Genomic DNA, 11316 nt, shown 5'->3' with positions numbered 1-11316 from the left:
TTATTTCCTTCGTTCTGCAAAGGTGACATGATGCTGGTCAATATAGCGGGCAATCAGGAGCGCTGTCTGCTCCGGATGGCAGTTGGTGGTATTGATGACAAGGTCCACCCGGTCCCGCCATTTTGTCCATTTGCGGAGCATCTGCCGCACGTAGCCATCTACGTCGGAGTAGTCCATGGTAGGCCGTTTGCCGATACGGCGCCGTACCCGTTCCGCCAGGCGGAAGGGACGGGCATAGAGAAGGATCATCAGGCCGTATTCGGAAAGGAGGTGGAACTTCTCCTCCGTCATAGGATAATTGCCGCCCATGGCGATTACCGCTTCATGGTAGTAGCGCACATGGTTGATGACCTGCATTTCCTTTTCTGCAAAGGCCTCCGGCCCTGCTTCCTTGTAAAAATCTGCTATTTTCTTTCCGGTTTCTCTTTCCATCATCCGGTCAGTATCCGCCAGCTGCCATTCCAGTCCGTCAGAGAGGATTTTTGCCGCCCGGCTCTTCCCTGTGCCCATAGGGCCGATGAGGACTATATTTCTCTTCTTCATAGGTACCTCGGATTTGGAATGTCCGAATCTCCATTTCATAGGCCAGCCCCTTCGGCGAGCGCTTTAATTCTTTAAGATTCACGGCACTCCATCTTTCTTTGCCTTTTATTATATCAAAGGTTTGCACGATTTGGGCATAGGAGCCGGTACCGGAAACATGAAAAATATGAAATATTCCCATTTCCTCTTCTTTTTGTTCTTCTGTTATGGAATCCACCGACAGGCCCGCTGCTTCCAGGGAGGCCAGCAGGGACGGGGAGGAAACGGCGGGAAAAAGGTTTTCCAGAAAAGGGCGGGAAGAGGGCGCTGCCGGACGGGTGGAAAAGGCTTTCACCATTCTGTTTTCTCTTTCCAGGACGGAGGAAAGATTTTCTTTTTCCGCCGCCATCAGCTTCAGAAAACCTCCGCCCAGCAGGAAGAAAAGGGCCAGCAGCAGAAATGTGACAGTATATGCCCGGTCATTGAGTCTTCTTTTCCAGTCCGCCATGGCTGTCTCCTTTCAGGGAAATGGTAAAATCCACCAGTCCGGTGACAGGATCGGCCTGCCGCTTTCCGTTCTGCACAGGGGCGGACCAGGAGGAGGAAATCGAATTGCGGAACAGACTGAGATGCTCGGGAGAAAGGGCGGTGCCCCTGATGTCCAGGTCCGTTCCGTTCTGCTTAATGGAGGAAAGGACGACGCCTGCAGGTACCGCTTCGCCTAAAAGAATCAGCTTTTTTTCCCACTGCCCGTCTTTCTTCTCCAATTCCTTCAGCAGTTCCTTCAGCTCCCGTTCTCTTTCCCTGTCCGCCCTGGCCAGAAGCATCCGCTCCTTTTCCGGCTTCAGTCCGGCTTCTTCCTGCCGAAGGTCTGCCAGGCGGCTGCCGGCGGAAAGGTACTCTCCTCCCGCCAGCAGGAAGAAACAGAGTCCCAGCAGGCAGATCCCCTGGGCAGCCCGGAGCTTTTGGTTTTCCTTCGTAAGGAAGGACGGCTTCTTTTCTGTCAGGGGCAGGAAGAGCCTGCCCTCCGGCAGACGGCGCAGAAGAGGGGCCATATCATGCCAGGGACCGGGCATACCGGAAAAAGGGGACTCCACCAGAGTCACCGCCTCCTGCAGGCATTCCTCTTCCTCTTTGATATCTTCTGCTGCTTTCCTGAGCGCCTCCTTCCAGAAGGCAGAGGCCGCCGCTTCGCAGTCCGCCATGGGAATAAAGAAGCAGTCCGCTTTTTCCGCCGGCAGATGGGCCAGGCAGTTTTTCATAAAAAGGGCCGCTTTTTCCCTGCCGTCTTCTTTTTTCAGGATACGGCTCCGAAAGAGCGGTCCCTTTCGAAAGAGGAGGATGGCAGAGCCGTGTCTTCCATAGAGGATAAAATGAGGCTTCTCCTCCAGCGGTACCGCGGTTACGGGCAGCGCCTGCACGATCTGCTTTTCTGCCAGAAGGGCTCCCTTTTCCCAGAGCGCCAGCGTCTCCTTTTTTACCGCTTCCACGTGCACTTCCCAGCCTTCCGGTGTATGGCCCGTCACCAGATATCCCAGGGACAGAGGTTCCTCGGTGCGGAAAATCCGGTCTTCCTCCCAGTACATGGTTTCTTCCATTTCCTCTTCCGTCATGGTGGGATACTTTCTGCCGGTGATCCGCAGGTCAGGGAAATTGACCAGCAGAAGGATATCCTTCCGGCGCAGTCCTTTTTCCTCCAGTGTCCGGAAAGCGCGGGCGGCTCCCTCTGCCGTCATTTCATCCATTTCGGCGGAAGCGGCGGAAAGGAATTTTCCCTCCTGCATTTCTGCCGCCTGGAGTGTTCCGTCCAAAAGCACGCAGACCATGCAGGGATGGCGCCAGTCCTTCCATTTTTTCCAGAGAGGATGGGCCTTGATTTTCCGTATCCATCGTTTCCTATCTGTCACTTCTGATATCCTCCACAGTGATTTTTTTCTTCCCTTCCGCTTCTTCCACGCTGCAGGTCAGTTTCACATACCGCCGGTAGTCTCTGCGCTCATCTTCCGCCATGGATAAAATCTCCCCATCCGATGGAAAGGAGACGTGCACGGTCCTTTCATTAACCGTAAAAGAAATTTCCTTTTTCTCCTGTCCCCGGGCAAGAGCCGCCAGCGCCCAGCCGGCACCGCTCTCTGCAGCATAGACGGAAGCCAGCCCCTTCTGATAGCGGAGCAGGGATTCCCGGCTCCGCCCCTGCCAGGAAATAAAACCGGCGGAAAGAGTAAGCAGGGCTGTCAGAAAAAGGAGCAGCGGCAGGGTCAGGCTTCCTTTTCTCCTATTCATAGGTTTTCCCCTTCTGGTAAAAATCGGCATAGGGAATGACGGACGTTTCATACTCCCTGTCCGTCCGGCTCATCTGATGGTGCAGGATAAAGGAAATCCGGAGAGGTCCCGCCTCCTCCTGCCGGAAAAGAGTCTCCTTCCCCGGCAGGAAAGCCAGTTCTTCCGGTCCCGTATATTCGCCGGTGACCGGCTGGATCAGGCCGTTGTAAAGCCTGATTTTCAGCTTTTCCCTGTCCACAAAAAAACGATAGGTGCCGTCCTGCCCGCTTTCCGTCACTGCCGTATAGTCATACCGGCTGTCCCGGATTCCCCCTGCGGCCATGGGACGGCGGTTGTTTCTGATTTTTTCCACCATGAAATCCATGGCAAAAAGACCGGTCTCCTCCATTTTGGTACGGATCATCCCCTGCCTTACAGCGGCCATCCAGGCTCCGGCCAGCGGGAAAATCCCCGCCGCCAGGGCGGAAAGGAGAAGAAGTGCCAGCAGTGCATCCAGCAGGATCATGCCCTTTCTTGATTTCATGATCGGCCCTCCACCAGGGTCTCCAGGAAAAAGCCTTCGCTTCCCTGTCCCTTGACACGGCACCGGAGACGGATCATGGGAATATCCTGAATGATTTCCTCCTGCCGCCTGATTTCCACTTCATAGGGCTTTCCGTTCCTCATGACCTCTCCGGAAGAGGGCATGGTGCCCCGGCCGAAGCGGATGAAATATTTGGCCCTCTCCATCATATCCTGGGCCAGCAGAGTCTCCTCCAAAGCGGTCTCCCGTTTTCCCTCCCAGTCCAGGGCCGTATGCATCAGGAGCGCCGTCCCTGATAACAGAATACCTGCCGCTGCCATGGCGTATACTGCCCAGAGAAGAAGAAATCCTTTCCGTTTCATAGGACCTCCTTTTTGAAAAAGATTCAGCACCCAAAGGGTGCGGAAGGTTCTAATAAGGGCTGACAGGCCTGAGATCCGGCGTGGGTGTCCGGCTCCCGATTGCACCGTGAGGCGCCCCTTTTCCGTGTCCGGAAATACTTTCCCGCTTTTTATGCTCCTATTCTACCCGCACCCTTCCTGTATACATGGCCACGGTAATCTGCCTCCTGTACTTTCCGTCTCTGGTCATGAGGTACATGGAATAGGTATTTCCTTTCCCTGCATAATCCTTGCGGAATGTGAGATCCAGTTTGCCAGACAGGCGGACGGAGGAGGGGAGCCTTCCTTCCGGTTCCATCCGGTTTACACCCCTCCGGGTATAATAAACGGCTCCGCCCTCTGCATCAGGAAGGCATAAAAAATGGTATTCATTGGCCGTATTTCCGAAACGGCCTGTATCATTTCTGGAAAGGGCTTCCGCTTCCCGAATGGCCGATGCCAGTGTCTGCGCCGCCATATCCAGTTTCCTTTCTTCCTGCCAGTCCCAGAGCCATGGAAAAGCCAGTCCGGCGGCCAGGGAAAAAAGAAGAAGCACCACCAGTGTTTCAGCCAAAAGGAAACCAGGCCGGCGGGAAAGAAAGGCCCCATATTTCCTGCCATCCATAGGCCATCATCCCTCCCAGGGCAATAAACGGGCCGAACCGCACTTCTTCCTGAAGACTCTTCTTCCCCAGAAGGAGCGGAACAGCCAGAAACAGCGCCGCCGTCAGAGCGGAAAACCAGATAAAAAGAAGGCAGGATACCGGTTCCAGCCAGAAGGCAGCACCGGCGGACAGAAATATATCCCCGGTGCCGGACGATTCCTTTGCCATGATATGGATAAGCCCGTACAGGGAAAAGGTAAGAATCCCTGCCAGAAAACTGCTCTTCATATCCTGCTGCCAGAAAGCGGTCATCAAACCGCATGATGCCAGGAGGAAGCTCCACCCGTCGGAAATATAGCCGGTCTGCCAGTCTTCTGCAGCGGGCAGCAGAAGAAGCACGATAAAAACGGCGGGGGAAAGAAAATACCAGCCATGCCCGAGCAGGCAGGCATACAAAACAGAACCCGCCAGCCAGAGAGCCAGCCATTTCCTATCAGACCAAAGCCGGTCCCAGGAGCATTTTCCTTCCGCTTCCGCCGTTTTCATCACTGTCTCCTCATGCATTGCAAAGGCTGCCGGTAAGAAAGCGCTGATTCATGGAATATTCGATTTCGCAGGCTTCTGCATTCATGGAACCCATTCTGCGGCCTGCGGTTCATACAGCCTGTTTTCTGCACAACAAAAAAGGCAGGCATGGTCCAATCCCCTTTGTATCATCGCTTCCTTATTGATCAAATAACACTCTCCCGTACCGGAAAGCCGGCCTGCCGGTTCCCTTTATGTAGCTTTGGTACTGGTTCCGTAGGAAGAGTAGGTCTTCCCTTTGAAGGACGCTACAATTTCCCCTTTTGCTTTAAGTTCATAAGTCACTGTTTTATCCGGGGGTTCCGGGATTTTCTTCAGATATCCCTCATCTCCGTCTCCCACCAGGTTATCCAGCGCTGCAGGATAGGCGCCGTTCTTCACGTAGTACACCTCTGCCGCCGTTCCCATGGCAGACAGATCCGACTGGATCCTTGCAGCTTTGGCTTCATCCGTCAGTCCGGTCAGATTAGGAACTGCCACTGCCGCCAGAATACCGATGATGGCCACCACAATAATCAATTCCAGAAGCATGAATCCCTTCTTTTTTCTTTTCTTTCTATGTCCTGTCATAGCTTGTTACTCCCCTGAAGGTCCTTTCAAGGAGCGCAGATGCGATGGGCTGCAGAAAATACGCCTCTCCCAATGAATCCACGCCCCGGTTCCTGAAAATACCGATTTCTCCAGGCTTTCCCTCCGTCAGGCGCAAGTCCGCTTTTCTCCGGAAGACAGCCTCTGCATCGGTCCTCTCTCTGCAGTCGTCCGGAAAGGCAGGAAATGGAAATTCTTCTGTTTCCCTGTTTTCCGGCGGAAGCGGTCATTCCTCTGCAGACATCAAATCATCGCTTCCGTCTAAGAAAAGTCCATGTCCAATCTTATGGATATGGAAAGAATCATCTGACATCACCGGCTATTCATCCCAATCCTCCTTTCCCAGATAGCGGGCCAGACGTACTTTGAATTCCGTATATTTTCTTTTGGCCGCAGGAAGGATCCGGCCGCTCTTCAATACGACCCGGTCTGCCTTCACTGCAGCGATTTCCTCACAATTGACCAGAATCCCCCGGCAGGGCGAAAGAAACAGGAAGGGGGAACAGTCAGACAGCCTTTCCCGGATCTGTCCTATCCGTCCTCTGACCTCCAGCTGTCTCCCGTCGGTGAGACAGAATATCTGATGGTGGTCGTCGCTCACCACCGCTTCCAGGGTGGAAAGCTCTATCACCACCGTATCCTCCGCCATCCGGAAGGAAAGTTTCTTATGCCAGTTCCGCTCCAGGGCAGACATGCCCCGCTGAAGCGCTTCCTGTACATCCTTTTCCGCCAGCGGTGTCAGCAGATAATGAACGGCTCCCATGCGGAACGCATCCATGCAGTAGCCTTCTGTGGTGGAGAGGAAAATGAGGACAGGGTCCTCCGGCATATCCCTCAGCACCTCTGCCGTATCCACCGCATTTTTACCCCGGACGGACGTATCCAGAAATACAATTTCAAAGGACCGCTTTCTGTTTTCCACTTCCTGCAGGAATACATAGCTGTTCTCATAGGATAAAAAGCTGAGATCCAGCAGACGATCTCTCATGAACTGCCCGCACACCTTTCGGATCATATCTGTGGTATCCGGATGGTCACTCACTACGGCCACATGAATCATAGAATCCACCTCCCGTGAAGAAAACACACCGGATCAGGGCGCCTTTTCCAGGGAAAACTGTCCCGGGAAACGCAGACCCGCATCCCCCTGTAAAAAGCACTGCCTCCTGAAGCTGATATTGCGAACATGTTTCTTTCATTATCATATAATTTTTCAGTGGAGTCCAATAGAAAAGAATCATCAAAAATAGAGCGCAGTTGCATTTATTACATAATCAAATATTAAGAAAGCATATACATGGCCTGTTTGAGCGCCTGCAGGCCTTTACCCTGCACCGGTCCGTATCACCGGCAGGAAGCCTTTGGGCTTTTCTATTATCTCACCGATGTATGACATTTTTTTCTTCTATGCTTTTTTTGAAACATATAAAAAGAACGGGCAGTGCTATAATAAAAGAAATCACTATAATTTCTCTGCAGGCAGGATCATTTCATCCTTCTGCCCGCCAGCAAAGGGGGACTTATTATGGCACTTAGAGAATTTGAATTCGGTTTCGGCCATACCGTACAGAAAGTAAAACTGCCGGAAGAACACATCCTTGATGTTCTGGAAGGAAATCCCACGCCCGCCTGTGACGTGAAGGAAGCCACCATTGACTGCATGCGCCATCCGATTGGTGCAAAACCGCTGCAGGAATTGGTTTCCAAGGGGGACAAAGTCTGCATCGTATGCGCCGACGTGACCCGTATCTGGAACCATTCCGACCAGTTTGTCATCTATGTGGTGAATGAACTGAACCTGGCAGGCATTCCCGACGAAGATATCTGCATCCTCTTTGCCCAGGGCACCCACCGGGAACAGACACCGGAAGAAGATATCATGGTGGTAGGCGAAGAACTGACAAAACGGGTGAAACTCTACCAGCACCACTGCATGAATAAAGATGAACTGGTCCATGTAGGCGATACCAAACTGGGCACCCCTGTGTGGATCAACAAACATGTGGTAGAAGCAGACAAGGTCATCATTATCGACGGCATTACCACCCATCTTTTTGCCGGCTACGGCGGCGGACGGAAACTGATCCTTCCGGGCGTGGCAGGAGATGATACCATCCAGATCAACCACTGCCATGCTCTTGGTGAAAAATTCGGAAGCGGCATCAACCCGAAAACCCGCTCCACCCTGCTGAAGGACAATCCCGTGTCCGATGATATGCAGGAAGCCTGCGACATGATTAAACCCTGCTTCCTTGTCCATTCCATCATCAACTCCGAAGGAAAAATCTGTGCCATGGTGGGCGGCGATCCCTACAAAGCCTGGCTGGAAGGCACCAAAATCGTATACCGTATCCAGAAAGTTCCCTTCAAGGCCAAATGCGACGTAGCCTTTGCCTGCGCCGGCGGATACCCGAAGGACGTATCCCTCTACCAGGGCTGCAAATGCTATGACCCCTCCGATGTAGTCACCAAAGAAGGGGGCATCATCATTGCCATCATGGAAGCCAGCGACATCTATGAACCGCCGGCCTACATGGGCAGCTTCAAGTACGATACGGAAGAAGAAATGGAAAAAGCCCTGCGCCACCATTTCACCATTCCCTTCTTCGTGGCCTTCAACCTCTTCTGCATGACCCACCGCTACCATATCATTCTGGTGACCAAGCCGGAAAACTTCGAGGCCATTAAAAAGACCAACCAGACCCCGGTAGCCACCGTAGAAGAAGCCTGGCAGCTGGCACAGAAAATCCTCAAAGACGAAGGAAAGGAAGACTATACCATTACTGTCATGCCTCACTGCGCCGCTATTGTGCCCTATCTGAAAGACTGATTTCTCTTCAGTCAGCACATAGAAATTACTTATAAAAGCAGGGCTCTCAGGAAACCACGGATGAAATGGGATTATATGATCCCATTTCACCAGCCCTTTCCGGGAGTCCTGCTTTTTCTATGCCCGGTTTCTTCTGTGCCGTAACTGCAGGCCTCCAATCCGAATGAGTGCCTATGTCAACTCCTTGTAAAATAATTGACAGAACCGGCTTTTCTGACTATAGTAAAATGTGTAGAAAAGAAAGGGGGCGCGCCTATGCTTCGGGCTTACAAACATAACGAAAATCACCTGCTCTGCGAGGTACCGCTGGAGCAGCTGGAAAAAGGGTCCTGGATCAACTGCGCCGCCCCGGATACGAATGAACTGAACAAGCTGAATGAACTGACCGGGATTCCCGTTGACTCCCTGCAGACCGCACTGGATAGAGAAGAACGGTCTCACGTGGAGCTGGAAGATGACTATATTTTTGTTGTAGTCAATACGCCGGTGGTACTGGAAACCGATGCCTACGACGCCCTGCCGCTCGGCATCTTCATTACCCGGCAGTTTTTCGTGACTGTCTGTCTGGAATCCAATTCCGTAATCCAGAAATTTCTGAATAACTCCTTTGCTTCCTTCCAGACCTATAAGAAAACCCGTTTCCTTTTCCAGATTCTCTCCCAGGCCTCCTCATCCTTCCTGTTCTTCCTGCAGCAGATCTACAAGCAGACCGATGTCATTGAAAACCAGGTGAGAAAATCCCTGCAGAACAAGGAACTTTTCCGTATGCTGGAACTGCAGAAATCTCTGACCTACTTCAACTTCGCTCTTCATGCCAATGAAAATGTGATGGAACGGCTCATGCGTCTCCGCAACAGTCCTCTTCACTCCCTTCTCAAAATGTACGAGGAAGATGAAGACCTCCTGGAAGACGTAATCATTGAAAATAAGCAGGCATTGGAAATGGCGGAAATCTATACCAACATTCTTATGTCCATGATGGACTCCTTCTCCTCCATCATCTCCAACCGCCTTGCCCAGATTATGAAATTCCTCACATCCGTTACCATTATCCTGGCTATCCCCACCCTGATTTTCAGCCTCTGGGGCATTAATGTACCTGTTCCCTGGGCCGATGCACCCCTGGGATTTGCAGGAGTCATCCTCATAGGTGTCCTGGTCACCATGGTGGCCACCTTCATCCTGTGGAAAAAGGATATGCTGTAAATGGAAAAAACCGGCGAAAGCCGGTTTTTTTATGTCCCTTTTCCGTACGTTTTACGAAAACACTGATTTAAGGAATTACTGATGAATGTGCATGATGGGAAATCTCATGGATATTCCCCGCCGCACCATGAGCGTATCCTTCCTCCTCTCTCTCCGCAAATTTGAAGAACTGCACATAAGCCTCGATATATTCGCGGCCTGCAGCCACATCATTCACATCGAAATTTCTGCGTTCCATGACCCTATGGAACCGCTTCTCCAGCTCCGGTATTCTATCCGCTTCCACAAGACCTTTAAGCGGCTCCAGGCTGCTGCTGCCAGCCCCAGAACTACTTTCCCTACACCGGATTTCTTCCTGTGCATAACTATCATCACCGCCTCCCCTCTTAATAAATTCTAACCATGGAAAACTTGAAAGGCGTCACAGCCTGGAGATGATGCATGGCTCCCTTCCTGAGGAAAAGGAAATCCCCCTTCCTGACCTTGATATCCTTTCCTTCATACTGAAGCACCGCTTCCCCTTCCAGCGCCTGGAAAATCAGATCCGACGGTGCCTTGTGGTCCGGAATGAGAACCCCTTTATCCACAGCCATCAGCACATGTTCTGCCTTATCATTGCTGTCAATCACCAGCGGATGAAATTCGCCATCCCTGTAATCCACCTTATCAGCCAGATTGAAAACCTCATTTTCAGAAATTGTGTTAATCATAGAAATCATCCTTTCTTCCTATACCTGAGCTTGGTAAGCTCCTGTTTCTTTATCTGTAAATAGTATAAAAAAACGGAGTATCTAAAACATTGATACATATCAAGAAAGGAAAAAAACTTTCCTGCCATGTATAATAAAATAAAAAAGGAAAGGACATCTCATGAAAGACCATCACTGCACATCTATCGTTCCCCTTTTCAATCGCCTGACAGAAGAGGAGCAGGAACAAATAGAAAGCCTCATCATCCACCGTCACTTCCGCAAAGGTGAAACCGTATGGCAGCCCGGGGAAAATCCCCTCCTCATCATCGTGGCATCAGGCTCCATGAAAGTTTACATGATATCCGGAAACGGCAGAGAACAGCTGCTCCGTCTCCTTACCCCCGGCAGCTACGAAGGCGCCAATGCCCTTCTGGGCGCTAAACCCCAGGACCTCTACATCGACACCCTCACCGAAACAGACGCCTGCCTCCTTCGGAAAAGCGACTTCAATGCTCTTCTTGAAAAAACACCGCAGCTGTCGCTGAGACTGCTGGAACTGTACGCCCAGCGCATGGCAGATACGGAAAACCAGACCCGCTTCCTAATAATGGAAAAAATAGAAACCAGGCTCTCTGCCTACCTCATGAGCCTCTTCCTCCAGCACGACGAAAGTCTGGGCCTGGAAATACCCATGAAAATGAAAGACCTCTCTGCCTATCTTGGCACCACTCCTGAAACCCTGTCACGCAAACTCCGCCTTCTGGAAGAAAAAGAAATCATCCGCCGAAAAGGAAAGAAAATCCAAATCCTTAATAAGGAAGCACTGGAGACACTGGCAGAAGAGTGAAAAAAAGCGGAGGAAGAAGGCAGACGGCCTTTAGCCCCGAGGGGGTGGTGGTATCGCCGTTTCGCGGCGATGAGCTTTGTAATTCCACTTCGCAGAATGGAAAACCTTTACAACCGGGCTTCGCCCGATGGAAAGGCACCCCTACCGGTGCTCTGCTCTTTTCTTTATAATCATGCAGCACATTGTACAGCACCCATAGTGCCCACAGCAGAGCGGTACTGCATAACTCCCTGGGCCCATAGGCCCTTAATCCGT

At 51.7% G+C, this 11316-nt stretch carries 15 protein-coding genes; 3 read left to right on the top strand and 12 right to left on the bottom strand.

Translation table 11 applies throughout. From position 1 onward, the window contains the following. The 10 genes from ACI4N7_RS08675 to ACI4N7_RS08630 all read right to left on the bottom strand — a co-directional run bounded on the left by ACI4N7_RS08675 (nt 1) and on the right by ACI4N7_RS08630 (nt 6546). On the bottom strand, nt 1-510 hold the full coding sequence (locus ACI4N7_RS08675; protein WP_439732963.1) for a shikimate kinase: 510 nt from the start codon (nt 508-510) through the stop codon (nt 1-3). After that, the gene (locus ACI4N7_RS08670; protein WP_439732962.1) at nt 470-1030 is read right to left on the bottom strand and encodes a hypothetical protein; all 561 of its coding nucleotides are present in this window, start codon (nt 1028-1030) and stop codon (nt 470-472) included. Before ACI4N7_RS08670 ends, ACI4N7_RS08675 begins: the two co-directional genes overlap by 41 nt. Continuing rightward, a complete protein-coding gene (locus tag ACI4N7_RS08665; protein ID WP_439732961.1) occupies nt 1002-2429 on the bottom strand; it encodes a PilN domain-containing protein in 1428 nt (475 codons plus the stop codon). The genes ACI4N7_RS08670 and ACI4N7_RS08665 overlap by 29 nt, the downstream gene beginning before the upstream one ends. Next, nucleotides 2419-2805 carry a hypothetical protein gene (locus ACI4N7_RS08660; protein WP_439732960.1) on the bottom strand — a complete coding sequence of 129 codons (387 nt, stop codon included), beginning with the start codon at nt 2803-2805 and terminating at the stop codon, nt 2419-2421. The genes ACI4N7_RS08665 and ACI4N7_RS08660 overlap by 11 nt, the downstream gene beginning before the upstream one ends. Continuing rightward, nucleotides 2798-3328, bottom strand: a complete 531-nt coding sequence (locus ACI4N7_RS08655) for a hypothetical protein (protein WP_439732959.1) — start codon at nt 3326-3328, stop codon at nt 2798-2800. Before ACI4N7_RS08655 ends, ACI4N7_RS08660 begins: the two co-directional genes overlap by 8 nt. Beyond that, on the bottom strand, nt 3325-3690 hold the full coding sequence (locus ACI4N7_RS08650; RefSeq protein ID WP_439732958.1) for a hypothetical protein: 366 nt from the start codon (nt 3688-3690) through the stop codon (nt 3325-3327). The genes ACI4N7_RS08655 and ACI4N7_RS08650 overlap by 4 nt, the downstream gene beginning before the upstream one ends. Nucleotides 3691-3847: 157 nt before the next feature. After that, complete coding sequence (locus ACI4N7_RS08645; RefSeq protein WP_439732957.1) at nt 3848-4282, bottom strand: hypothetical protein; 435 nt, start codon at nt 4280-4282, stop codon at nt 3848-3850. Continuing rightward, nucleotides 4275-4859, bottom strand: coding sequence for a prepilin peptidase (locus ACI4N7_RS08640; protein WP_439732956.1), 585 nt, complete (start codon nt 4857-4859; stop codon nt 4275-4277). Before ACI4N7_RS08640 ends, ACI4N7_RS08645 begins: the two co-directional genes overlap by 8 nt. Before the next feature lie 231 nt (nt 4860-5090). Next, nucleotides 5091-5468: a type II secretion system protein gene (locus tag ACI4N7_RS08635; protein ID WP_439732955.1), complete on the bottom strand. Its 378-nt coding sequence runs from the start codon at nt 5466-5468 to the stop codon at nt 5091-5093. A gap of 337 nt (nt 5469-5805) precedes the next feature. Next, entirely contained in the window at nt 5806-6546 is a 741-nt protein-coding gene (locus tag ACI4N7_RS08630; protein WP_439732954.1) for a LytR/AlgR family response regulator transcription factor, read from the bottom strand. Between the two features lie 465 nt (nt 6547-7011). On the opposite strand from ACI4N7_RS08630, the gene larA reads away from it, so the two are divergent. Further along, nucleotides 7012-8316 (top strand): nickel-dependent lactate racemase, encoded by a 1305-nt coding sequence (gene larA, locus ACI4N7_RS08625; RefSeq protein WP_439732953.1) that lies wholly within the window; start codon nt 7012-7014, stop codon nt 8314-8316. Nucleotides 8317-8571: 255 nt separating this feature from the next. Next, the gene (locus tag ACI4N7_RS08620) at nt 8572-9522 is read left to right on the top strand and encodes a magnesium transporter CorA family protein (RefSeq protein ID WP_439732952.1); all 951 of its coding nucleotides are present in this window, start codon (nt 8572-8574) and stop codon (nt 9520-9522) included. Between the two features lie 67 nt (nt 9523-9589). On the opposite strand, the gene ACI4N7_RS08615 is transcribed toward ACI4N7_RS08620, so the two are convergent. Then, the gene (locus tag ACI4N7_RS08615) at nt 9590-9808 is read right to left on the bottom strand and encodes a DUF6448 family protein (RefSeq protein ID WP_439732951.1); all 219 of its coding nucleotides are present in this window, start codon (nt 9806-9808) and stop codon (nt 9590-9592) included. 100 nt (nt 9809-9908) lie between these two features. Further along, complete coding sequence (locus ACI4N7_RS08610; protein ID WP_439732950.1) at nt 9909-10232, bottom strand: cupin domain-containing protein; 324 nt, start codon at nt 10230-10232, stop codon at nt 9909-9911. Between the two features lie 160 nt (nt 10233-10392). Here ACI4N7_RS08610 and ACI4N7_RS08605 point away from each other — a divergent pair, with 160 nt between their 5' ends. After that, nucleotides 10393-11061: a Crp/Fnr family transcriptional regulator gene (locus tag ACI4N7_RS08605; protein ID WP_439732949.1), complete on the top strand. Its 669-nt coding sequence runs from the start codon at nt 10393-10395 to the stop codon at nt 11059-11061. Nucleotides 11062-11316 lie beyond the last annotated feature (255 nt).

The sequence above is a fragment of the Dialister sp. genome (genome assembly GCF_051885895.1).
In the GTDB taxonomy this organism is placed as follows: domain Bacteria; phylum Bacillota; class Negativicutes; order Veillonellales; family Dialisteraceae; genus Dialister.
The sequence above is the reverse complement of the archived record's forward strand: the minus strand, read 5'-3'. Positions and strand labels throughout refer to the sequence as shown.